The following is a 23,086-nucleotide window of genomic DNA, read 5'->3' as shown; positions in this document are numbered from 1 at the left end:
AGGTTTTATGAACAGTAAAGGTTTTACGCTGTTTGAGATGGTTCTAGTGATTGTAATTTTGGGCGTCTTGGCAGTGATTGCCGTGCCTAAATTTATGGGATTACAATCAGAAGCCAGAATCGCCACACTCAAGGCAACTCAAGGTGCAATCGACTCAGCATTTGCTTCGGCTGCGATGAAGTCACAGCTACCATCAGCGGATATTCAACCATGCCGATATCACAGCCAAATGCGTTGCTTGGTCGTAAACGGTCAACAAATTCGCCTAACTAACGAAGATAATTACCCTTGGTTTGTCATCTTTCCCGATGAAGCATTTGCGCAATTTAAGCAACTGGTTGATGCCGATGTCGCGCCGCTTAATGAAGATTATCATGGCGTTGCTGCCCTGAATTTTGAAACTGACTACGACGGTGGTTTTTGGATTTTTCCTCCATTTGATGGTGATTGGAATGAACTAACGGAGTTTCATTGCCGGATTCACTACACTCCTGCAACCGCTACGAGAACAGGTAAAAGTACAACAACCCTAGAGACTGAAGATTGTTAGTGATGGAATAAAGTAAATGGATGTAATACACAAACATATATTGTTGGTCGATGATAATATTGAGCTAGCGAAGACCATCATGGAATATTTTGAGATGCAGGGGATCAATTGTGACCATGTATCTAACGGCATGTTGGCCTTAAAACTCGCGCGCTCTGATGAATACGATTTGGTTATTCTCGATGTGAATTTACCGCAGCTATCAGGGTTGAGAGTCTGCGAAGAGATGCGTCTAGATGGAATTGATCTTCCGGTGTTGATTCTCACAGCGCGCAGCGGCCTGAATGATAAGCTCGCAGGTTTCCAAGTCGGCGCGGATGATTACATGATTAAGCCATTTGCGCTTGAAGAGCTAATGGCAAGGGTTCAGGTGCTACTCAAGCGCAGAAATGGCGCTCAAGCACAGTTTGTGGTTGATGATTTAGTTCTGGATCTGGAGAGCCGAACGGTGTTTCGAGGTGGGCAAGAATTAAATCTTTCACCCACTTGCTACGGCATTTTAAAAGTGATGATGAGAGCGAGCCCCTCTCCGGTAAGTAAAAGCAAAATAATACGTTTGGTATGGGGAGATGCATCACCAGAGAGCAATAGTTTGAAAGTGCACATGTTCAAACTTCGCCAAGCGGTTGATAAAGATCGCGACACCAAATTGATTCATACGCTACCCAATTTCGGTTATGTGCTGCGCGCAGAGCAGTAAAAATAGGATATGCCAGTGAAGATTAAAGAGAGCCTTAGAGTTTACGTCATCAGTGTTTCTGTCGCGTTGGGGATGATACTTGCGACAGTTGCAGGCTCTTACAGTACTTATAATCTTTACATTGGTGTTGATTTGGTGGTTAAGGGCGTGATGCTCATTAAGGCCGAAACCGAACACCCGACAGATGGCAAACCGATAATCAATTCTCCTTTCGTGATCACGTCAAGTTGGAATGACTTACCACTGATTTTCCAGTTAAAGTTCAACGAACATAGCATCAAGATGGGTGAGCTTTGTAAATCTACGGAAGTGTCCTACAGCGAAGATTTAGAACCTAATCGGTTTATCTATTTGTTGATTAAAACGGATGTTGCAGGGTCTACCAAATATGTGGCCGTGAAGATAAACAAAGATGAATTTGATGAATTGACCGATACGCTCAACATAAATTTATTGCCACAACTGGATTATATCTTGTTGTTTGTTGCCGTACTTTTGGCATTTTTCTTAATTGGTTTGTTCATCATTTTGCATAAAGTGACGAAGCCAGTAGAAGAGCTAAAATCTTGGGCGATGGGTATTCGAGAAAGTAGCGACTTAGCGACGATGCCTGACTTTAAGTTCTCTGAATTGAATATGATGGCTCGAGTCATTAATAACTCCTTGTCTGCGGTGCAAAAAAGCGTCAATAAAGAAAAAGAGTTTATTCGATATGCAAGCCATGAACTGCGCACGCCGATTGCCGTTATTCGATCAAACGCTGAGTTGATGAATAAAATGATCGCGAACGATATGCCTAAAGAGCGATTGTTGAAAAATCTGCAAAGAATCGAAAACAACAGTGTGGCGATGTCGAATTTATGCGAGAGTTTACTATGGCTCAACCATGAAAAATCCACCGAACTGAAAGAGACGATGACAAGTCTTGGTATGTTGGTGGAACAAGTTGTGAATGAGCAGCGTTATCTGCTGGATGGAAAATCCGTGGAAGTGGAAATTCACGTTGATAGCTATGAGTGCTTGCATCTTTCTGATATGTGTAAAATTGTGCTGACTAACCTAATTCGCAATGCTTTTCAGCATACGATCGAGGGGACGGTGGTCATCACTCAAAGTCATATGCAGGTTGAGGTTATAAATCAAGATGTGAGTAACGATCTGACCCATGAAACCACTGGATTTGGCCTTGGGCTAATGTTGATCAAACAAATCTGCGATAAGTACTTCTGGCACTATCAAGAGCAAGTACTGACAAATGGGCGCGTGGTTAAAGTGATATTTGCGTAAAGTGGGTAACGAATGTGAAGAAAAATGGTTTTACACTCATCGGGCTCGTCATTGTGCTCGTTATTCTGGCTATCTTGGCACTGCTAGCCGCACCTCGTTTTTCAATTACCAACGCGATTCTAAAGTTGCGATCATGGAAAGTGTCGCGGCAACAATGCAGTCAGGGCTCGAAATGGAGCATGCGCGTGTACTTGTTGAAGGTTTAGAGAATGGTGAGCAGGAAATTGCCATTAATGGCGTAATGATTCCGCTAAGAAATGGTTACCCAAGAGTCGATGGCAGTGATTCTTTTGATGAGATAAACCGACAAGTATTGGCGTGGTTAAATCTAGATGCTGTGTCACTCACCACCGCGCAAAAAGACCCGAGTGTGGCTGAGTTTTTTACCGACAAAAGCACACCAAACAATCATATTTATATTTTCTTTACCTCAGACTTAGACGCAAAAGCGTGAACTTTCAATGCCAAGTAAGGTATCAAAACGTGACTGGCCTGAAGTGCGTATTCAAACCTCGGCATGTTAAAACCCGCCACTATCTGAGGACAAAGCCAAAGCTTTTCACTGTGTGAAGCAGCTTTTCCTCATAGTTCGCATCAAGTGCGTGCCTCAATTTAAACATGTGTACTTTTAGGCTGTTGGTATCGGGTTGTTCGTCCCCCCACACCTTTTGGATCAAATCTTCTCGACTGATTGGGTTGGGTGTTGAGCGCAGCAACGCCTCGAGAATACGGTAGCCCGTCGGTGAGAGTTTAATTTCATCCATCCCACGCTTTACGTTGCGCTCTTTGACATTCATTTGCAGATCTTTGAGTGTGATGACGTTCACTTCACCACTGCGACGACGAGAGAGCACTCTGACTCGCATTAACAGTTCTTCAAAGGCGAATGGCTTCGTCAAATAATCATCAGCGCCTGCTTCAAATCCTGCAATTTTGTCATCCAATGAATCACGAGCAGTCAGCATAATGATGGGTACATCATTACCTTGTTCTCGTAATTTTTTACACACTTCCAAACCTGAAAAACGGGGTAAATTGACATCGAGAATCACCACGTCAGGGTGAGCTTTCACCATTACATCGAGGGCAGCGGAACCATTTGAGACGTGATCGCATCCAATACCCTCTAACTCAAAGTGCTCGATAGTCGTTTCAGCCAATTCAAGATTGTCTTCGACAAGTAACAACTGGAGTGTATTTGAGTGTGCCATAGCCATTTTCCTAAACAATGAGAGCATGTTATTGATTAGTAATAGATGTAACCGTATTGCAGTGAAGTAAATACACTAACCAAAGAGTTACACTTTGACAACTTAGAAATACGTATGCGTACCGTGATGGTGACGACCCAATTGGTGAATCGAATGTTTCAAAGGTATTTATTCCCGCTAATGCGGGAATCATGATTTGTAGTATGAATGATATTGGGTTGGATAGATTTGCTATCGGCTAGGGATATTGACTTGCCGAGCTCAAAGACAGAGTACAGGTCAGTTCATTCGCGTAATAAAGGTTTGTTCGTCATCGACAAACGCGACAAAGCCGCCGTGATAGATAAATACTCGACCACGCCCCTCCACAAGGCAAGCAAGCTGTGGATTCAAATCTTCTTCGTTATCCTTACTTTGAAACGTACCTGTATCGGTTATTCCTCCATCAAGTGAAGGTAAATATCCATAAGTGCGCTTGGCTTGATCAATCAGGCTCAGTTCACTGGCCGTAGAGAAGCAAGAGGGGATCGTTCCCGCATCCTCGATAAACATTGTTTTGAATTCTTCAAAGGCGGTAATCACTAGCCAGTCGATGCCATTTACATGATGGATAAACATAGATTCTCTCAATAATTCTGATGCGGTGATTTTATCACTATAAGGGGAGGACGTTGTAACGTTTTAGTGACTAAATGCGGTAACACAATGCCACCTCAAGCCAAGCCTATTCGACGAGATTTTTGTCGTCACAGTGCCGGTCTATTCTGTATTCACGTTGCCGAGAACGCTGCAACGTTCAATGATTAGCTCTTTCAGCCACACATGGCTAGGATCGGTATTAAAGTACTTGTGCCAAAATAGAAATAACGCTCCAGGCTCTAAGCTTATTGGTATAGGCTTCGCAATCAAAATACCATCCTCGATAATTTTCTTCACCGCGCTGTATGGATAGCACATAAGGAGATCGCTTTTCTGGCAAACGGTAATGGCGCTGCCTAGATCCGGCACATTCAAGGCGACATCAAGCTGTATATCTTTATTGTTGAGAAGGTCAAACAAAAGCCAACTTCCCACGCCTCCGGTAATCACATGTATATGACGAAATTGCAAAAATGTCTGTAGATTCCAGTCTAGTTTGGATGCAGGATGCTCCGGACGCATAAGGCAGACCGCATGGTCTCGCATTACCTCGACGCATTCTAGCTCTTTAGGGAGATGATGAACTTGGAGTTTCGCTCTTTCGTCAAATTCGACCATACCGATACCAAAATCAATATCTCGTTTTAATAAGCGCTCGAATGTGTCTTCATTCCATGTTTTTGTTTTTAAAGCAACCTTTGGTGCTTGGGTTAATGCTTCTACGGCGATGTTTGGATAAATTGAGTTGTATGCCGTTTCCACTAACTCTAGTTGAAATGATCGGGTACTTTCGAAAGGTGTGAACGCCTTTTCCCAATTCAACATTTCCACGTTGACGAGAATTTTTTGTATCTGTGGCGCAATGAATAGTGCTTTTGGCGTGGGTAACAAACCCCTAGCTGAGCGTTCGAAAAGAGGATCGTCAAACCATGTTCGAAGTCGAGTGAGCTGTTTGCTAACAGCAGATTGAGATAGACATAACCGCTGCGCAGCACGACTGACATTTTGCTCTTCCATTAGCACTTGAAAACAGAGCAATAAGTTCATATCACACTTTAGGAGGGTATTAATATTGACCACAATTATTCCTCAGATTCATAGTTTAATGGAAATATCGTCAATTCAAATCATACATTATTTTGGATAGATTAGCCGTCAAATCCACAAGTTAGAACCAGAGATATGAACTATTTAGCCCTGCCGAAAATTGATCTTCATTGCCATTTAGATGGCAGCGTTAGACCGGAAACGATTTTTGAACTCGCAGTAAAGCAAGGTTTGGCCAAAAAAGAGGATAAAGACGCCCTAGTAAGCGCTTTATCCGCTCCGGAAGACTGTCAGAACCTCGATGAATACATCGATTGCTTCGATTTACCAATCAAGGTTATGCAAACGAAAGACACGTTAGAGCGCATTTCTTTTGAGTTATTCGAAGATGCCGCAAATGAAAATGTAAAGTATCTGGAAGTTAGGTTTGGTCCATTACTGCATCAAAATTTGGGGTTAAGCATTTCCGACATCATTGAAAGTGTTGTCAGCGGGATGAAAAGAGCGGAGGCAATGTATGATATTCATGGTAACTACATTTTGTCTGTACTCAGAGGTATGCCCCAAGATCAGATCAAAGCGGTCATTGATGCTGGTGCTGCTTGGTTAAATAATGGTGTTGTGGCATTTGATATTGCTGGTGGTGAGAAGCCGGATTTCTGCGCTGATTTTCCAGAATTTACTCAATATGCCGCAGATAAAGGCTACCGATTGACCGTTCATGCTGGCGAACAGTGGTATGGAAAGAACGTTTATGATGCTGTTACTACTTTGAATGCTGAGCGCATTGGACACGGCGTTCATATGAAAGATCATAGCGACGCCTACTCAGTTGTAAAAGATCAGGCGATTGCTCTAGAAATCTGTCCAACAAGTAATGTCCACACCAAATGTATCGAGGCATTTTCGCATCACCCAATTGGCGAATTTTACCAAGATGGGATTGTAGTGACGATCAACACTGACAATAGAACGGTTTCTAAAACCACGATGACAAATGAGGTGAGAAAGGTTATCGAAACCTTCAAGTTGACCAAAGAAGATTACCAACAAATATACACCTACAGTGTAAATAGCTCTTTTGCGTCAGATGAGGTAAAGCAGCACTTACTACATTTCAATAATCAAATTAGTTTGTCATAAAGTAGTCTTGAAGCTAGGTATGCCTTGTATGAGTATACCTAGCGATTTAAAGCAGACACTTTTTAATTGAGCGATTCCATAAAACACTCGTGCCGAAAAGTGAGTTTGGAAGGTGTGAAAATGGGCTCAGTAATTATTGTCTACTAGGTTTATTTCGTTCGATAACGCTCACCGCTATTGCTAGAAATAGAATGTCCTTCACTAAGAAAAAATTGGTCACTAATACGCCGTCGGAGACCTTCCACGTGTTTGGCGTTGTCAGAAGAAAGCTTAAGGTAACGACAAAGATAAGTGCGGCCGCAATACCAGAGAAATAGGCTATTTTGGTGTACTTGATACCAATAATAAGACCAATAGCAACAATGATTTCAGTGGCTCCAATAAGATTGGATACGGCTTGAACGGAGATGAGGTTATACAACCACCCCATGGCGAAATGATTTTCAACCAGCGGCTGAATGAGTTTAGCTTCAGTCGGTGTGAATTTGTAAATTCCAATCCAAGCGAGAACCAGTGAAACGCCAAAAACACCGATTAGGTATCCGATGTTGTCTCTTCTAGTGTCGTCTCTTCTAACGTCGTTTTCTACAGCATGCATAATTTATGTACCTCATTGTTTGTGTGTAGGAAAAGACCTAAAGGACGATTAAAAAATTTCATTGATGGCGGTTATGTAACAAGCCAAGAGTGGACGGTGTTTAACAAAGGTTATCTTCCTTCGTTTTATTCTTATGCACTCATCATTTGCATCAGGATGTGTATACCCACAATGATGGAGTCTCGCGTTTATTGTTATGCTGTCGCGTTTGATCTAGCATGATAAAAACAATGACTTAACTTAAATATGTAGCAATTTTGGGAGTTCCCCTTTGACTTGCAGTCCGGAGAGCCCTCGTTTGTATTGCAATCTGACAAGCTAAGTGAATGAAAATAAGAGATAACGATTGACTATTGGGAGCTAAACTTCCGATAGGGTATTTGGCAATTAACGAAATAATTCGAATGAAAAGGGGGAAGATGATGAGGTTAAACGTTGGATGGGTAGTGCCGATATTACCTGTGGTGTTCCTCTCTACCTCCCATGCAGAAGAGAGTCGTTTTTCTGCCAATAGAGATAATTATTTATTGCCGGTTTACCACGAAAGCAAAGTAAATCAAGCCCGCTATGAACCGCTCAACCCAAATGGGCACGCAGCAAAAGATACCTTTGTTCAATTTCAATTAAGTGTGAAATACAAGCTGCTAACATGGGATGAACACGGTCTATTTGTTGGCTATACGCAGCGTTCAAACTGGGAAGCGTATGACGATTCCGCCTACTTTCGAGATCATGAGTACAATCCCGAACTCTTCTATCAATTGGTGTATGACATTTGGCAAGTCTCACTGGGCTTTGAACACCAATCTAATGGTGCGGGTGGCGATGAAGAGGTCAGTTGGAACCGAGCCTATGCCGATGCGAAGTGGCAATTTGATCAAGGCTTTTTACGCTTTAAGCCTTGGGTCAATGTGGGTAGCAAAAAATATAACCCAGATATTGTCGATTTCTTAGGGTATGGGGAGGTTGAACTCGGTTGGCAGCCATCTTCTAATCAGGAAATTAAGCTGACCATTGCCAACTTATTTACCGAAGACTGGGAGAAGGGGTTTTACCGTGTGTCGTGGCGTTTTCCGCTTTATCAAGGTTTGAATGGCTATGTCAAAGCTGAAACGGGTTACGGTTTAACGATCTCCAACTACAATTTTGATGAGAGTGCTTTAGGGGCAGGGTTTGCCTTCAATTTCTAAGTGAGACGCTGTCTCCCATGAAGTCGACTTAATTGACTACGAGTACCTAAACAAAAACGGCAGTGTGATGACTGCCGTTTGTTTAAAATCCACCAAAAATTTCGAAATGTCTAAAAACTTACATTTTTGAACACAAGCATAAAGCCCATGACGAGTAGGAAGCTATGCACAATCTTGTGGTAGTCGATCTTGTACTTCTGTAGGAAGTGGTAACCGATCATACCGCCTGCCAAACCAATTGCGAAAGCAGGTAGAGCAGAGATCACGTGTGAAACAACTTCGTCTGTAATCAAGCCTTCATTCCAGAAGCTTACGTTGGCACCAATCATTTGTAGCATAAAGAAGAACGCTAACGTTGATTTGGTTTGGTCCGCTGTCCAAGGCTGCATTGATGTGTAAGCAATAACTGGTGGACCTGACTCACCAACACTTGCTCCAAGTACGCCTGAGGTAAAACCAGCACCGATCGTTAGTGGCATAGAAGCCTCTTTAAACAAAGGCTTAGTTGCACGTAACGAGTGAATGCTTGAGATAATGAGCACCGCACCCATCGTCAACAAAATGTATTGAGACGGCATGCTTGCCAATAGTTTTGCCCCAACAAAAGAGGCTGGTACAGAACCCGCAAACAGGATCAAACCGGTTTGACGTTGAATTGAATGTCGCATTTTCCACACGATTGGTAGTGTTACCAACCAGCCAAAAATACCCGCAATTGGCACTGCCGTTTGTGCACCTACGATCAGAGAAAGTAGGGGAACGGAAACAAGTGCAGACCCAAACCCAGTAAGACCTTGTGTAAAGCCTGCCAGAGCTATGATCAACGAGATGAGAATTATCGTGGTGTCCATATATCCATTTGATAGAGCGTAGTGAATGAAGCGTCACTATAAATTTATTAGGATTAATTACCATTGCATCTGTCACATTTTGTTGTTTTTTGTCTATATGGTTTCGATTTGTGACCATCGCCCCAGACAAAATTGAGCGGTTTTTTATAATGGCTTGGTGTTTTAGGCCTTAATACGTCGTCAAAATGCCAATGTTTGAATCGCTCGTAGAAGACCAATCTCCAATGAGTAGGCGCGAGCATTGGCATTTTGATTCTATATTTCATGAGGTTAGCTATGGAAAACTTCCAAGCAGACAAAGAGAGCTTGTTTGAGCTAAAAACGACAGCGCACACCGATGCGATTGGTACTGAAGCCGTAGATAAGGTGTACGGCCTTGGTTATGAAGTAGGTCATGCTGATTGGTCTCCGTTCCCGCGTGTTAACCGCCTACGTCAAACATTTTTAGATAGACCATACGACATTGACGTAGAGAGATTACGTTTAGTCACCGAGGCATACCGTGATAACGATGCGATGCCGCGTATTCTTCAGTGTGCGATTGCGTTTGAAAACATCCTGCTTAACTCGACGTTAAACATCTATGATGAAGATTTGATTCTGGGTGAGATTGCCGCACCGGCAAAAGCATCACCGATTTACCCTGAGTTTTCAGTGGATTGGATCATCGATGAGATTCTTAACTCGCCGTTTGAAGAGCGTTCTAACGATCAGTTTTATATTCGTAATGAGCAAGATCGCGCAGAAATTTTAGAGTTATGTGCTTACTGGAAAGGTAAGAGTGCCAACGAGTTCATTACTGCGCATCTTGATGATGATCAGAAGAAAGGCTCTCACATGGGTGAGAAAGTCTTTCAGACCAATAACTACCACTTCGCGGGTATCGGTCACTTCGCGATGGACTTTAACAAACTGATGACTTTGGGCTACGGCGGCGTATTGCTCCAAGCGCAAGAAGCGTTCGCCAAGCTTTCAAAACAAGATCCAGATTACTGTGATAAGCGCGATTACTACAAAGCGACCATTATTGCATTAGAAGCGGCAATCAAATACATCACTCGTTATGCGCTGCTTGCTGAAGATATGGCGTTTAATGAAAGCGATGAAAAGCGTAAGAACGAGCTGCAAGCGATGTCAGCCAACTGTTACCAAATTGCGGGTGGTGTGCCCCAAACATTCTGGCAAGCTGCCCAGCTCTTCAACTTTGCGGTCACCATGACGCAAATTGAAGGCAATGGTCACTCGATTTCTTACGGTCGTATGGACCAATGGATGCTGCCGTTCTACACCAAAGATGTGCAAGAGAATGGCGTATCAAAAGAGTTTGTTCTAGAAGTACTTGAAGTGCTTTACGTGAAAATGAACAACCCAACCAAGCTTAAAGACAAAGGCACGGTAAAAGTACGTAACGGTCGCGGTTTTGGTGGTGAGAGCTTAACGATTGGTGGTGTGGATATTCACGGTAACGATGCGACCAACGATCTGACTATGTTGATGCTGGAAGCGTCAGCACATACTCGCATGATGAACCCTTGGGTGTGTGTGCGTCTGCATGACAAAACGCCAATTGAGCTAAAACTAAAAACTATTGAATGTGTACGCGCAGGTTACGGCCACCCGAAACTATTTAACGATGGCCCAGCGATTAAAGCGATGTTGGGTAAAGGCGTGACTCAGGAAGAAGCGCGTGATTACGCGGTAGTGGGCTGCGTTGAACCAACTATTCCTGGTAAAGAGCACGGCTGGTTAGATGCGGGTTACGTGAATACGGTTAAGATGATGGAAATGGTGATCAACGGTGGTCGCATTCTATCTGGCCCGAATGCGGGCATGCAACTTGGCCCTGATACCGGTAGTCTTGAAACGTACCAATCGTTTGAAGAAGTGCTTGAGAGTGTTGATAAGCAGTTTGCTTATTGGTGTGATCAGTTGTGCAGTTGCTTGAACGTAACTGACAAAATGCACCGCATGATCAAACCAACGCCATATATTTCTGCGTTCTTTGAAGGCTGTATTGAATCCGGTAAAGATATGACTTACGGCGGCGCAAAATACAATGGTACCGCGCCGCAAGCAGCAGGTATTGCAACTTGTGCTGACTCATTAGCGACGATCAAGAAGCTGATGTTTGATGACAAAAAATACACGGGTAAACAGTTACTTGATGCCGTAAAAGAGAACTGGGATGGTCATCAGAAGCTCTACGCTTTGGTGAATAGCTCGAAGATCCCGCATTACGGTAACGATATCGATGAAGCAGATGAGCTGTTCTCATTCATGTTTGAATGTTACTGCCGTCATATTAAAGGACGTGAAAACCCGCGTGGCGGCAAATTTAGCCCGGGTGTTTACACTGTAAACGCGAACGTGGGTATGGGCTTATACACCAACGCATCACTCGATGGCCGTAAGAACGGTGAGCCAATTTCTGACAACATGGGGCCAGTGCATACGGCAGGTGGTTCACACGATATTAGCGGCCCAACGGCGGTGATTAACTCGGTAACCAAAGTTGACCATAGCTTGGCGACTAACGGTACGCTGCTTAACTTACGCTTCCCTGAAGATGCGGTATCTGGCGTAGAAGGTCGTGATATTTTGCTGAGCTTTGTTGATGAGTACATTGGTAAGCAAGGTATGCACGTGCAATTCAACATTATGAGCTCAGAGAAAATGCGCGCTGCGCAGAAAAATCCTGAGCTATACAAAGACATGTTGGTGCGTGTCGCCGGTTACAGCGCTTACTTCGTTGAACTGGGTAAACCATTGCAAGATGATTTGATTCAACGTACTGAACTTAGGTTTTAATTAACCAGTTGTGATACCCAAGCTGCCATTTGTCACGTTATGGACGAATCGGTGGTTTGGGTATTTGTGTTTTTAAACAACGGTTGAGGTTAATTGTGTCAGACCTAGAATTGTTTTAAATATTCAGCGATTTACCCTTCATGATGGCCCGGTATTCGCACAGAAATCTTTCTCAAAGGGTGCCCGCTGCGCTGTGATTGGTGCGGAAACCCTGAGAGTTTTAAGCGTCGAATAGAGGTTGGGGTTTACCACAATAAATGTATCTCCACCGAGCATTGTGGTTCTTGTTTGGAGATTTGCCCGGACAACAAGATGTTGATTTACTCTGATTCGATGCTTAAGAGTATCGACCGTCATCAATGTACGGGCTGCTTGAGTTGTGTCGAAGAGTGTCCTTCAGAAGCGATCAAGCAATGGGGCGAGTATATGTCGGTTGAAGCCTGCATGGAGCTGATTCGCAAAGACCGAGGATTTTATGACCGCTCGGGTGGCGGCGTGACGGTATCGGGTGGTGAGCCATTGCTGCAAAGCGATTTTGTTTATGAGCTATTTAAAGCCTGTAAACAAGAGGGGATCCACACATGTCTCGAATCAAGCTTTTACGCAAACTGGAACCGGATAGAAAAGGTATTGCCTTACACTGATCTGTTTATCTCTGATCTCAAGTTAATGGATAGTGAGACTCATAAGCGTTATACCGGAGTGGATAATCGTAAGATTCACAAAAATATTAAATCGCTGACTGAGCTTGGCAAAGAGCTGATTTTACGTATTCCGGTGATTCCGAGTATCAATGATAATCAAGAGAACATCAGCGCGACCGCTGATTTCATTCAAAATGAGCTCAACGGGCGAGTCAATGTGCTGCAGCTGCTGAGTTTTATGCGCTTAGGCGAAGAAAAATACCAGTCGCTAGGTTTGCCATACAAAATGCAAGACCTGAAATTTGATCGTCATGAGTTCCAAAAGCAGGTGAGTGATATTGCCGAGTACTTCAACCAGCGTGGTATTAATTGCTGTGTTGGCACTAAAGAGCATGACGCCGCTTAGTTACGCTTAAATCACTCTCTTGTTTTGTTTAGATGACGAATACGGCTGTTCGTCATCTCTTTCACTTTAGCCATAACCTTTCTCATTTACTCAGTCTTTATTTTCACTCTCATTTTCATACAACAAAATAACCAATGCTCTCTTTGTCTATCTTGAGCATGATTTGCTGTGGCCGTGGCGACGCATTTTCTGGATAAAGCATGGATAGGTTGCATCATATTGTTGTTACAAATACTACAAAAAGAAGTTCAGCTCAATTTATAATCATAAAATTACTGAAGTAGACATAAAACAACAAAATGTGACAGGTGTAATGGTTGGGAATGTCATTTATGTTTATATTACTCCCAACTTACTTATCCGCGAACGTGAAAGGAATTAAAAATGTCTACGATTGGTTTTATCGGTTTAGGTCAAATGGGCACGCCAATGGCGCTAAATCTAATCAAAGGTGGTCACACTCTTAAAGTTTTCGATATCAATCAAGCTGCGGTTCAACAACTGGTTGAGCAAGGCGCAACAGCGGCAACATCACCAGCTGAAGCGGCACTAGACGCTGAGTTTGTTGTAACGATGCTGCCAAACGGCACACTGGTTAAAAACGTTCTTCTGGGTGAGAACGGCGTAACAACGACGTTAGACAAAAACGCGCTTCTAATTGATATGTCAACTATCCACCCGCTTGAAACAGATAGCCTAATCAAACAAATGTCTGAGCTAGGTTTTTCAATGATGGAAGCGCCAGTTGGCCGTACTTCTGAGCATGCTGTCCGCGGTGAACTTCTTATTATGGCTGGCGGTACGAAAGAGCAAGTTGAACGTGCTGCGCCACTATTTGATTGCATGGGTAACGAGACTGTTGACTGTGGCGGTGCGGGTAAAGGTATTCGCGTTAAGATCATCAACAACTACATGAGTATCGCACTAAACGCATTGTCTGCAGAAGCGGCAACCCTGTCTGAAGCTATCGGTCTAGATTGGGAAACATCAATGAAAGTGATGAGTGGCACCCCTGCAGGTAAAGGTCACTTCACAACAACATGGCCTGGCAAAGTGCTAGCTGGCGATTTATCTCCAGTATTCATGGTTGACCTTGCACATAAAGATCTAGGTATCGCACTCGACCTTGCAAACCAAGTTAACGTTCCAATGCCATGTGGTGCAGCTGCGCGTGAAATGTACAACCTTACTCGTGCAGCAGGCCGCGGCCGTCAAGACTGGACAGCAGTACTTGAGCAGTTACGCGTGAGCTCAGGTTTAGAGCCAAAAGTTAAGTAATAGCCCGATAGTGGTAGTTTATTAGCCTTAAGTGACATAAATCGAACACTATTTGACAAGGTTAAGAACGATAATTACTTACAAATACCATCTTAAATACCCAGCCTTTTAGGTCTTTTTAGACGCTAAAAGGCTGTTAAAGAATCTCAAATAAGCCTGTCAGCAAAATAAGAGAAGTCCATTTAGCATCACAATCGATACCTCTAAATTTTGCCCCCAACCCCTAATGTTTAAAGGGGTTGAGCGAAATTTGGTAATGAAATCAGCCAATAGCCATTTGTATAAATATGTTATTGAACAGGGCTTGCCTTGCAAATTTATTCAGAAGTCTATGGCAATTTATCAATTATTGAGCATTTTGTGATTGCGAGTGCATTTATGACAATTGATGTCACCAAACTGACAGGAAGTGTTATCCGGCTAACAGAAATAGACATCTTGGCTTGGTAACTTTGACCACAACGAAATAAAGGTCTTCATGACCGAATAGAATTAAGGAAGAAAACAATGCCTTACGTATCTGGTAACACAATGATTAATGAAGCGTGGAAAAACGGCTATGCAATCGGCGCTTTCACTGCTCACAACCTAGAAACGATTAAAGCAGTTCTACTTGCCGCTCAAGAAGAGCAATCACCAATCATGATTCAAATCGGTCAAAAAGCAATTAACGAAATGGGCATGAAGCCACTTCGCAACGCGATTGATTCATTGATTGAATACCACCAAATCACGGTACCAGTGTGTGTTCACCTAGACCACAGCCGCAAGTTTGAGCAATGCATGGAAGCGGCAACATGTGATTTCCAATCACTTATGTTTGATGGTTCTGCACTTGATTTCGAAGAGAACGTACGCATCACTAAAGCCGTTGTAGACGTAGCGAATGCGCTAGGCCTAGGTGCTGAAGGTGAGATCGGTAAGATCGGCGGCACAGAAGATGACATCACTGTTGATGAGAAAGACGCAATGATCACAACAGTAGACGAAGCACTAGATTTCTCTGAGCGCACTGGCGTTCACTACCTAGCTGTTTCAATCGGTACTGCTCACGGTGTTTACAAAACAACACCGCAATTGAAATTTGACCGTCTGTCAGAAATCAAAGAAGCAGTGAAAAAACCTATCGTTCTTCACGGTGGTTCAGGTGTTCCAGATGACCAAGTTATCGAAGCTGTGAAACGCGGCGTAGCGAAAATCAACGTTGACACTGAACTGCGTCAAGGCTTCATCGATGGTGTTCAAGCGCACTGGCAAGCAAACGCAAAAGACTACGTACTTGCAGACGTAATGAACACTGGTATCGCTTCGATGAAAGAAGTGGTTCGCCACAAGATTCGCCTGTTTGGTTCAAACGGCAAAGCATAACTAAAAAGTAATACAAGACACGGGTGCTGCTTACCTCGGCACCCTTTTTCCCGAAAGCCCTATATAAAAATGATGGTGATTCTATGCTACGTACCCTAGAAAAAGCATTGAATACAGTAACTACCCCCGTCGCGAAAGTACTGCGCCATGTCGCAGGTATTTTGCTTCTCGTGATGACAACGATGGTTGTTGCTCAAGTACTCTTCCGTTACGTGTTTAACGTGCCTTTAAGCTGGACAGACGAAGCGGCGCGCTTCTTGATGATCTACATGACTTATCTATGTCTTCCATTTGTGTACTTGGCTGACAAAAACATTGCGATGACGTTCGTGACTGAAATTGTAGAGAAGAAAGCACCTCGCTTGTTCTCACTATTCGGTCTAATTGGTCATATCTCGGCAATCATCGTATTTGCTGTTTGGATTAAGTTTGGCTGGAACTTCTACAACACCGGTTCTGTAATGGCTGACAGTCTGCCAATTCCAATGTACGTAATCTACATCATTCCACCTGTAATGATGGCAGTCACCATGGTTTATGCGCTACAGAAAAGCATTCAATGCATTCGTGGCACGCTAGGCGACTTTACTGACGTTTCTCAATCTCAAGCGACGGTTGCACTTTATGAGCAATCAGCAATTCAAGATACAAGTTCTGAAGCGGCTGACAAAGACGCGCAAATTGAACCTGCAGTAGCATCTTTAGAGGGCGTTAAATAATGGTTTCTCCAATCTTTCTAATTTATTTCTTAGTACTGCTTATTGTCGGCGTACCAGTACTATTCACATTGGGCTTATCTCCAATGATCACGCTGTTCCAAAACGACCAAATGTTGTTTGCGAACATGCTGTACCAACGTCTTTACTCTGGTCTAGATAGCTTCCTGCTGCTTGCTCTGCCATTCTTCATGTTAGCGGGTGAGTGTATGACAGCGGGTGGTATCACACCACGTATCATCGCGTTTGCTCAAACCATGGTACAGCATCTGCGCGGTGGTTTAGGTCACGTAGTTATCCTTGCGGCGACAATCTTTGGCGCACTAACAGGCTCAGCAGTAGCGGCAACATCAGCGATCGGCGGCATGCTTATCCCTGAGATGCAAAAGTACAAATACGATACCGGTTATTCAGCAGCACTGACAGCGGCGGCGACTGTACTTGGTAACATCATTCCACCATCAGGCATCATGTTGATCTACGCGTTCGTAATGAACACGTCAGTCGCTGCGATGTTCTTGGCAGGTGTGACTCCAGGCATCATTCTATGTATCGGTCTGATGATCATGAACCGTTTCCAAATCGCTAAGTACCCTCAAGTACAGCCAATGGAACGTGCGCCAGCAATGGAACGTCGTCAAGCATTCCGTCTTGCTATCGTACCATTAATGACGCCAGTAATTATTCTAGGTGGTATTTACGGCGGTATCTTCACACCAACAGAAGCAGCAGCGGTAGCAGTAGCATACGCAATCGTCGTTTCGCTATACATCATCAAAGCAACTAACGTTAAAGCGACATACGCACTATTTGCCAAAGTGGCAGTAAACGCAGCATCGATTCTGATCATCGTAGCAGCAGCAAGTGGTTTTGCGTCACTGATCAGTCTATCTGGTGTGTCGACCATGGTTGCTGACTTTATGGCTGGCATTACGAGTAACCCTTACTTGCTGTTTGCCATCATCAACGTACTGCTATTTATCATCGGCATGTTCCTTGATGCGGGCCCAGCTATCCTGATCTTCGCTCCAATTTTCGCGCCAATCATGACGGCTGCGGGTATCGACCCAGTTCACTTTGGTGTGGTGATGTGTGCAAACCTTTCAATCGGTTTGGCAACTCCTCCAATGGGTCTAGTACTGTTCGTCGCATCAGGTGTATCGAAAATTTCAGTGTCAGAAATCTCTAAGAAAATCATTCCATTCCTAATCGTTGAAATGGCAATCATCTTCCTGATTTCATTCTTCCCATCACTGGTAATCGGCCTACCTAAACTGGCTGGCATTATGTAACGGATTGAGTTTTAGCGGCACTGCGTCTGGTGCCGCTAACAAAAATTACCTATCTAGGACAAAGTTATGAAAAAGACACTATTAGCTCTAATGACCACGGCAGGTCTATTCGCAAGTGCAGCAGCAACCGCTGCGGTTGAATTCAACGTTGTGCACTTGACGTCTCCAGAGAGCTATAACCACCAGTCTCTACTTGTTTTCAAGAACCACTTAGAAACGCGTTCTAACGGCGAGCTAAAAGTAAACATCTACGGTTCAGGTCAGCTATGTGGTTCAGGTAAAGAATGTATTGCCGGAATCCAAGCGGGTATGTTTGATTACTTCCCAACGACGGTTTCGGAAATTGCTTACTACTGGAACCCAGCAGAGTCATTTGACCTACCATACCTACTGCCAAATGACCGTGTAGCTGAGTGTGTATACGGTAACGATCAGTTCATGTCTGAAGTGCGTGATAACGTACTGAAGAAAGCTCCAAACGTACGTTTGATGATGGTTGCGAACTCTGGTGGCTGGCGTAACTTTGCGACTAACAATAAAGAAATCCGTACTCCAGCAGACGTAGCGGGATTAAAAATCCGTACTGTACCAGCGAAAATTCAGCAAGATCTTGTTCGTGAGCTAAAAGGCGCACCAACACCGGTGGCATTCCCTGAAGTTTACACCGCGCTTTCAACGGGCGTAGTAGAAGGCACTAAGAACGGTATCGTCGATATCATTCAAAGCCGTCTACACGAAAGCTTGGATTACCTAACGCTTGATGGCCACGGTTACATGGGTGGCGCTTGGGTAATGTCTGATGCGAAATTCAATTCGCTATCTCCAGAGCTAAAACGCATCGTTCTTGACGCAATCAAAGGTCAGCAGCAATACCTAAACGCTTACCCTAAACATAACGAATACGCGTCTTACGAAACGTTCAAAGCGTCTAACGGTAAGATTTACAACCCAACTGAAAAAGAAAAAGAAGCGTTCATTCAAGCAACGCAACCGGTTATCGATGACTGGGCTGCAAATGCGAATGCGGAAGGCAAGCAGTGGTTGGAGCGTTTCAACAACGAAATCAAATCTTGTGAAGCTCAAATCGAAGCTTCTTACAAGCTAACCATGTAATACCAGGTTGATAAGTGTCAAGAAACACTTGGCACTTTCACCATCAGGAGAAAGTCGATGATCAACGATAAAGGCAATTTACAAGCTAAAGCTCAAAAAATCCTTAAAGCGATGGGCGGTGTAGAGAACATCGTAGCGGGCAAAATCGACAACTGCGCAACTCGTCTACGTATCCAAGTTAAAGATTTAGAAATCGTTAATGAAGGCTTACTACGTCGTCAAGGTGCACTAGGTTTTATTCGCTTGCCGGAAAACCAAATTCAAGTGGTTTTCTTTGATGTGCATAACCTAGCTGAAGAAATACGAACTCAAGCAGCAAACTGATAATCAAAACAGTCATTCTGCTGCCCAAGATAAAACCAAATTTACATTAGTAAAAGAAATACATAGGAAACAAATATGAAATGGATTAACACCAAATCTCATACCTCTTGGCTTGATACTGAAACAGATCGTATCTTTGAATTCGGCCGTCGCTCTGTCGTGCCAAACGGATTTGGTTGGGTGGGTAACAACGGTAACATTCGTGAAGAGATGGGCACACGCCTATGGATCACGGCACGTATGCTTCACTGTTACGCACTAGCACATATGGGCCGCCAGGTGCTTACGACCTAGTAGAACACGGTATTGCTGCACTTGAAGGTCCACTAAAAGACCACACTCACGGTGGCTGGTTCGCAACGATCGACAACTCTGGTGAAGGTATTGTTGACTCTTCTAAGCAAGGTTACCAACACGCTTTCGTACTACTAGGTGCGGCAAGTGCAGTGACCACTGGTCACCCACGTGCTAAAGCGCTTCTAGATGAAGCAATCACAGTGTACGAAAAACACTTCTGGGTTGAAGAAAAGCAAATGTGTTACGAGTCATGGGATCAGGCTTGGACTGAAACTGAAGACTACCGTGGCGGTAACATGGCAATGCACTCGGTTGAAGCATTCCTAATCGTTTACGATGTAACTAAAGATAAGAAATGGCTAGATCGCGCTCTAAACATCACTGAATTCATGATCAACAAGACTGCGAAGAGCCTAAGCTACCGTGTAAACGAGCACTTTGATTCAAACTGGAACCCACTACCAGACTACAACAAAGAAACACCAGCGAGCCACTTCCGTGCGTACGGCGGTACACCTGGTCACTGGATCGAGTGGGGCCGTCTAATCTGTCATCTACGTGCAACGCTACTAGAAATCGGTGCAGAGTGCCCAGAATGGTTACTAGAAGACGCGATTGGTCTATTTGACGCAACAGTACGTGACGCATGGCACGTAGACGGCGCACCTGGCTTTGTTTACTCAGTAGACTGGGAAGGTCAACCAGTGGTTCGTGAGCGTATCCGTTGGGCTCCAGTAGAAGCAATCGGTACTGCATACGCGCTGTTCGCGGTTACTGGTGAGAAGAAATACGAAGATTGGTACCGTACATGGTGGGATTACTGCCGTACTTACCTAATTGACTACGAAGGTTGTTCATGGTGGCAAGAGCTTGATGTAAATAACCAAGCGGGCACAAGCGTTGTATGGGATGGTAAACAAGACATTTACCACCTAATGCACTGTCTGGTGATTCCACGTCTACCGCTAACTCCAGGTCTAGCACCAGCACTAGCTGCGGGTCTACTAGATAAGAACATGCAGTAATTAAGTTTTAAATGGATGTAGTCCAAAGCCTCTCGAATGAGAGGCTTTTTTTATGCGCCAAATTCGTGGGTTACTGCATCAATCTTTTCCGCCTAGATCAGAAGAGTGATTGGCGATGCATCTCATTAAATGCAATTGCGATTAAACCGACATCAGTCGGCTTTTTGCGTAAGCAAGATGGACATTCAGCATAGCAATGAGTCAATGTAAACCTGACCGCAATTAGGTTAAGGAATGAAGATGATAATTGAGCACCGACTTGAAGGACTGGATAGCCAACCCATCACAACGATTTGTTCTCGATGTCAGGGAAGTGGTCAGGTTCCAAGTTTTGAGAGGAATCTATTTCGTCTACACTCAGCTACTGATGCCGAGTTGGCCGAAAATCAGGTAGTCGCGCTAACATGTCCTGATTGTGTTTGTGGCGTTTGCTTGACCGCTCACGGTAAAAAAATCGCTCAACAGTACGCTAAGTCAAAGCAAACCGAGTTTGTTGAATTTGGTAACAAAGCAAACGTTTATTGGGATAAATAAAGATATCCCGAAGTGCCATTGAGTTATTTAACCTTGCGTAAAACGCGTTTTGAAGAGATTGATTAGTGCGCCCGCTTGTTTTGTTGCAGGCGCAGATGTGGTTATTTTTTAAGTGGAATGTTGAAGTCGATAAATTGCGCGAACCCTACCGGGATCGATAGGTTAAGCGTTGAGCTATCGATCACTTGGTCGGTGCGAAGAGAGGTGGTGAAGGATTGCCCTGGCGCGAGATTTTTAAACTCAGCGCCGCCACGTACGTCTAGGTTTTTACCTTGCTCATCACTTAAACGTGCACGTGTTGCGTACACATGCATATAGCCTTCTTTTTGCGAGCCAAATTTATTTACGTTAGACCAGTTGACCAACTCTCCTTTATCCGTGCTTAAGTTTGTGACCTTCACATCAATGACGGTTTCGATGCTTGGTAACGTAAAGCATGACGAAGCAACGTGATGGTTAAGCTCAACATCCGTGATGGCATAAAGCAGGTTGCCGTTGGTTTTATGTAGCTGTGGTAACGATTGGTAGTACTGCTGTCGAGCCGCGATGTCTGCTGATACCCTGCGCTTGTTTTCTTCGATAATCTTTTGTTTTTTCGCTTCTTTTTCTAGTTCATTTTTGTATTCAAGGCGCTTTTCTTCCACCAACTGATTGTGTCGCTCTAATTTATCCGCTCGCTTAATAATGCTTGGTATCCAAGCGTTAAAATCTCGGTAGGCACGCATATCGTGCTCTGCGCAATCTTGGTGCTCTTTAGTCAGCTCTTGGTATTGGGTTTGATATAAATGCGCGAGTTGCTTCATTTGCTCGATAAACCCATGGTCGAGAATATCTTGGTCATGTGAAGTCAGCATTGGCATCATTGCAACATTACAACTGTTTATTTGTTGCTGAATCTGCGCTGCCGTATAGCGATGCTTGGATAGGTCAATATTGACGGAATCAAAACAGCTCGATGGTGAGACACTGAGCATAAATTCCAGTTGTTGTTTGGTGCTATCAATCTCGCGGGTGTCACAGCTTGGGATCTCACCGATTTGGCGAACCACCGAACAACCACTAAGTAGTGAAATAAGGCTTAAGGTTATAATTTTCTTCATGTATTACTTTAAATCGAACTGCTGATATCGAAAGGAAGTGAGCAGCAGCTAAGCTTGGATGGTCGTATACTCTAAATTTGCCGCGTTTTTATAGTACAACCTGCGCTTTGTGAAAAGAGTTTGTTTTGAAGTTTTATGTTTCCAAAAGCAAACGGCTTAAAAGCGTTTGGCTAAAAGAGCAACCAATAAGGTCGGTGTGTAACCATTGGTGTGAGAGGATGCAGACAGGTGATCATCATAATTAATCACCTATTGCTTTGCCGATAACGGGTATTTGGGCCAAGTTCGGAAAGGATCTTGGCACTTGATACCACCTAGAAGTGGGATTAGCTGATCAGCGGACGAATCACATCATAAAGTGCGTTGGCAAATTTCACCGGTTGAGCACTATCCCAATGAATCCCTTCGTTTTGGCTACTCGATACATACTCGCCAGCATTAAGAAAGTAACAACCAAGTTCTGCGCGCGAGCTTGATAGTGAGCAGGGAATTGACGTGATTTTTCTGCGCCGCCGTTAAATCCTTGAGCGGCAAAACCGACTTCATAAATAGGAGGAGGGCAGACAAATACGATATCACTGACCGTGCTGCTTAAGGCACCATTGTGGTGAGTGGCAAAATGTTGCGCTTGCTTGATGAGTTGCGCTGCACCGTGCGAGATCTCTTCAGCTGATAAGCTTAGGTGGGCTTGCAAATCGTTGGTGCCGAGCATAATTACCACGATATCGGGCTGATATTTTTCCAAACAAGGCAGAAAATAACCCAGGCCAGAATGCGGATTATGAATCGATTCGTGAAAACCGGTGGTACGCCCGGGTAAGCCTTCGTTAATCACCTGCCAATTGGTTGGTAGCATGGCTTCTAATAATGAAGTCCAAAGCAGTTCAGGCGCATAGCGACCACCAAGTTCTGGGATATAGCCCCAGGTATTGGAGTCGCCAAAGCATAATATTGTTTTCATTCTT

Annotated in this window: 21 protein-coding genes and 2 pseudogenes; 16 read left to right on the top strand and 7 right to left on the bottom strand. The window is 43.9% G+C overall.

The genetic code is table 11. The features are described from left to right. The first annotated feature begins 7 nt into the window (after positions 1-7). The 4 genes and pseudogenes from Vt282_RS19665 to Vt282_RS21900 form a co-directional block, all read left to right on the top strand. A complete protein-coding gene (locus tag Vt282_RS19665; protein WP_162064485.1) occupies positions 8-550 on the top strand; it encodes a type II secretion system protein in 543 nt (180 codons plus the stop codon). 16 nt (positions 551-566) lie between these two features. Then, positions 567-1,250 (top strand): response regulator transcription factor, encoded by a 684-nt coding sequence (locus Vt282_RS19660; RefSeq protein ID WP_162048576.1) that lies wholly within the window; start codon positions 567-569, stop codon positions 1,248-1,250. 15 nt (positions 1,251-1,265) lie between these two features. Further along, a complete protein-coding gene (locus Vt282_RS19655) occupies positions 1,266-2,537 on the top strand; it encodes a sensor histidine kinase (RefSeq protein ID WP_162064484.1) in 1,272 nt (423 codons plus the stop codon). A 14-nt stretch (positions 2,538-2,551) separates the two neighbouring features. Continuing rightward, positions 2,552-2,659, top strand: a pseudogene (locus Vt282_RS21900) (prepilin-type N-terminal cleavage/methylation domain-containing protein); the annotation flags it as partial. A 411-nt stretch (positions 2,660-3,070) separates the two neighbouring features. On the opposite strand, the gene Vt282_RS19645 reads toward Vt282_RS21900, so the two are convergent. From Vt282_RS19645 to Vt282_RS19635, 3 genes are all read right to left on the bottom strand, one after another. Continuing rightward, positions 3,071-3,748 carry a response regulator transcription factor gene (locus tag Vt282_RS19645; RefSeq protein ID WP_162048574.1) on the bottom strand — a complete coding sequence of 226 codons (678 nt, stop codon included), beginning with the start codon at positions 3,746-3,748 and terminating at the stop codon, positions 3,071-3,073. A gap of 279 nt (positions 3,749-4,027) precedes the next feature. Beyond that, complete coding sequence (locus Vt282_RS19640; RefSeq protein WP_162064483.1) at positions 4,028-4,366, bottom strand: cytosolic protein; 339 nt, start codon at positions 4,364-4,366, stop codon at positions 4,028-4,030. Between the two features lie 141 nt (positions 4,367-4,507). Beyond that, on the bottom strand, positions 4,508-5,467 hold the full coding sequence (locus Vt282_RS19635) for a LysR family transcriptional regulator (protein WP_162064482.1): 960 nt from the start codon (positions 5,465-5,467) through the stop codon (positions 4,508-4,510). A 102-nt stretch (positions 5,468-5,569) separates the two neighbouring features. On the opposite strand from Vt282_RS19635, the gene add reads away from it, so the two are divergent. Then, positions 5,570-6,577 (top strand): adenosine deaminase, encoded by a 1,008-nt coding sequence (add, locus tag Vt282_RS19630; RefSeq protein ID WP_162064481.1) that lies wholly within the window; start codon positions 5,570-5,572, stop codon positions 6,575-6,577. A gap of 133 nt (positions 6,578-6,710) precedes the next feature. On the opposite strand, the gene Vt282_RS19625 is transcribed toward add, so the two are convergent. Next, positions 6,711-7,175 (bottom strand): DUF417 family protein, encoded by a 465-nt coding sequence (locus Vt282_RS19625; RefSeq protein ID WP_162064480.1) that lies wholly within the window; start codon positions 7,173-7,175, stop codon positions 6,711-6,713. A 419-nt stretch (positions 7,176-7,594) separates the two neighbouring features. Between Vt282_RS19625 and Vt282_RS19620 the strand changes: the two genes are divergently transcribed. Beyond that, positions 7,595-8,365, top strand: a complete 771-nt coding sequence (locus Vt282_RS19620; RefSeq protein ID WP_162064479.1) for a phospholipase A — start codon at positions 7,595-7,597, stop codon at positions 8,363-8,365. A 110-nt stretch (positions 8,366-8,475) separates the two neighbouring features. Here the strand turns inward: Vt282_RS19620 and Vt282_RS19615 are convergent, their stop codons facing one another. Then, positions 8,476-9,216 (bottom strand): sulfite exporter TauE/SafE family protein, encoded by a 741-nt coding sequence (locus Vt282_RS19615; RefSeq protein WP_162048570.1) that lies wholly within the window; start codon positions 9,214-9,216, stop codon positions 8,476-8,478. 276 nt (positions 9,217-9,492) lie between these two features. Between Vt282_RS19615 and hpfG the strand changes: the two genes are divergently transcribed. The 10 genes and pseudogenes from hpfG (at position 9,493) to Vt282_RS19565 (ending at position 21,021) form a co-directional block, all read left to right on the top strand. After that, positions 9,493-12,024: a (2S)-3-sulfopropanediol dehydratase gene (hpfG, locus tag Vt282_RS19610; protein ID WP_162048569.1), complete on the top strand. Its 2,532-nt coding sequence runs from the start codon at positions 9,493-9,495 to the stop codon at positions 12,022-12,024. Positions 12,025-12,177: 153 nt separating this feature from the next. Continuing rightward, entirely contained in the window at positions 12,178-13,074 is an 897-nt protein-coding gene (gene hpfH, locus Vt282_RS19605) for a (2S)-3-sulfopropanediol dehydratase activating enzyme (protein WP_197740119.1), read from the top strand. A 384-nt stretch (positions 13,075-13,458) separates the two neighbouring features. Continuing rightward, positions 13,459-14,352: a sulfolactaldehyde 3-reductase gene (yihU, locus tag Vt282_RS19600; RefSeq protein WP_162048567.1), complete on the top strand. Its 894-nt coding sequence runs from the start codon at positions 13,459-13,461 to the stop codon at positions 14,350-14,352. Between the two features lie 507 nt (positions 14,353-14,859). Next, positions 14,860-15,720 carry a class II fructose-bisphosphate aldolase gene (locus Vt282_RS19595; protein WP_162048566.1) on the top strand — a complete coding sequence of 287 codons (861 nt, stop codon included), beginning with the start codon at positions 14,860-14,862 and terminating at the stop codon, positions 15,718-15,720. 83 nt (positions 15,721-15,803) lie between these two features. Then, positions 15,804-16,439 carry a TRAP transporter small permease gene (locus tag Vt282_RS19590; protein ID WP_162064478.1) on the top strand — a complete coding sequence of 212 codons (636 nt, stop codon included), beginning with the start codon at positions 15,804-15,806 and terminating at the stop codon, positions 16,437-16,439. Then, on the top strand, positions 16,439-17,728 hold the full coding sequence (locus Vt282_RS19585) for a TRAP transporter large permease (protein WP_162048564.1): 1,290 nt from the start codon (positions 16,439-16,441) through the stop codon (positions 17,726-17,728). The genes Vt282_RS19590 and Vt282_RS19585 overlap by 1 nt, the downstream gene beginning before the upstream one ends. A gap of 66 nt (positions 17,729-17,794) precedes the next feature. Then, positions 17,795-18,841 carry a TRAP transporter substrate-binding protein gene (locus tag Vt282_RS19580; protein ID WP_162048563.1) on the top strand — a complete coding sequence of 349 codons (1,047 nt, stop codon included), beginning with the start codon at positions 17,795-17,797 and terminating at the stop codon, positions 18,839-18,841. A gap of 57 nt (positions 18,842-18,898) precedes the next feature. After that, entirely contained in the window at positions 18,899-19,165 is a 267-nt protein-coding gene (locus tag Vt282_RS19575) for a PTS transporter subunit EIIB (RefSeq protein WP_162048562.1), read from the top strand. Between the two features lie 75 nt (positions 19,166-19,240). Continuing rightward, a pseudogene (locus tag Vt282_RS19570) lies at positions 19,241-20,487 on the top strand (AGE family epimerase/isomerase). A 234-nt stretch (positions 20,488-20,721) separates the two neighbouring features. Next, positions 20,722-21,021, top strand: coding sequence for a hypothetical protein (locus tag Vt282_RS19565; RefSeq protein ID WP_162064477.1), 300 nt, complete (start codon positions 20,722-20,724; stop codon positions 21,019-21,021). Between the two features lie 101 nt (positions 21,022-21,122). Here the strand turns inward: Vt282_RS19565 and Vt282_RS19560 are convergent, their stop codons facing one another. Both Vt282_RS19560 and Vt282_RS19555 read right to left on the bottom strand, forming a co-directional pair. Next, positions 21,123-22,121 carry a hypothetical protein gene (locus Vt282_RS19560; protein WP_162064476.1) on the bottom strand — a complete coding sequence of 333 codons (999 nt, stop codon included), beginning with the start codon at positions 22,119-22,121 and terminating at the stop codon, positions 21,123-21,125. 373 nt (positions 22,122-22,494) lie between these two features. After that, on the bottom strand, positions 22,495-23,082 hold the full coding sequence (locus Vt282_RS19555) for a GDSL-type esterase/lipase family protein (RefSeq protein WP_232055244.1): 588 nt from the start codon (positions 23,080-23,082) through the stop codon (positions 22,495-22,497). Positions 23,083-23,086 lie beyond the last annotated feature (4 nt).

This window comes from Vibrio taketomensis (assembly GCF_009938165.1).
In the GTDB taxonomy this organism is placed as follows: domain Bacteria; phylum Pseudomonadota; class Gammaproteobacteria; order Enterobacterales; family Vibrionaceae; genus Vibrio; species Vibrio taketomensis.
Note: the sequence above shows the minus strand (reverse complement) of the source record. Positions and strands in the feature narration are given on the sequence as shown.

Coding starts and splice junctions, on each gene's coding strand:
- Vt282_RS19660 (WP_162048576.1), top strand. CDS start 567: ATGGATGTAATACACAAACATATATTGTTGGTCGATGATAATATTGAG.
- Vt282_RS19555 (WP_232055244.1), bottom strand. CDS start 23,082: ATGAAAACAATATTATGCTTTGGCGACTCCAATACCTGGGGCTATATC.
- Vt282_RS19585 (WP_162048564.1), top strand. CDS start 16,439: ATGGTTTCTCCAATCTTTCTAATTTATTTCTTAGTACTGCTTATTGTC.
- Vt282_RS19560 (WP_162064476.1), bottom strand. CDS start 22,121: ATGAAGAAAATTATAACCTTAAGCCTTATTTCACTACTTAGTGGTTGT.
- Vt282_RS19665 (WP_162064485.1), top strand. CDS start 8: ATGAACAGTAAAGGTTTTACGCTGTTTGAGATGGTTCTAGTGATTGTA.
- add (WP_162064481.1), top strand. CDS start 5,570: ATGAACTATTTAGCCCTGCCGAAAATTGATCTTCATTGCCATTTAGAT.
- Vt282_RS19620 (WP_162064479.1), top strand. CDS start 7,595: ATGATGAGGTTAAACGTTGGATGGGTAGTGCCGATATTACCTGTGGTG.
- Vt282_RS19645 (WP_162048574.1), bottom strand. CDS start 3,748: ATGGCACACTCAAATACACTCCAGTTGTTACTTGTCGAAGACAATCTT.
- Vt282_RS19625 (WP_162064480.1), bottom strand. CDS start 7,175: ATGCATGCTGTAGAAAACGACGTTAGAAGAGACGACACTAGAAGAGAC.
- Vt282_RS19575 (WP_162048562.1), top strand. CDS start 18,899: ATGATCAACGATAAAGGCAATTTACAAGCTAAAGCTCAAAAAATCCTT.
- hpfG (WP_162048569.1), top strand. CDS start 9,493: ATGGAAAACTTCCAAGCAGACAAAGAGAGCTTGTTTGAGCTAAAAACG.
- Vt282_RS19595 (WP_162048566.1), top strand. CDS start 14,860: ATGCCTTACGTATCTGGTAACACAATGATTAATGAAGCGTGGAAAAAC.
- yihU (WP_162048567.1), top strand. CDS start 13,459: ATGTCTACGATTGGTTTTATCGGTTTAGGTCAAATGGGCACGCCAATG.
- Vt282_RS19615 (WP_162048570.1), bottom strand. CDS start 9,216: ATGGACACCACGATAATTCTCATCTCGTTGATCATAGCTCTGGCAGGC.
- Vt282_RS19590 (WP_162064478.1), top strand. CDS start 15,804: ATGCTACGTACCCTAGAAAAAGCATTGAATACAGTAACTACCCCCGTC.
- Vt282_RS19565 (WP_162064477.1), top strand. CDS start 20,722: ATGAAGATGATAATTGAGCACCGACTTGAAGGACTGGATAGCCAACCC.
- Vt282_RS19580 (WP_162048563.1), top strand. CDS start 17,795: ATGAAAAAGACACTATTAGCTCTAATGACCACGGCAGGTCTATTCGCA.
- Vt282_RS19640 (WP_162064483.1), bottom strand. CDS start 4,366: ATGTTTATCCATCATGTAAATGGCATCGACTGGCTAGTGATTACCGCC.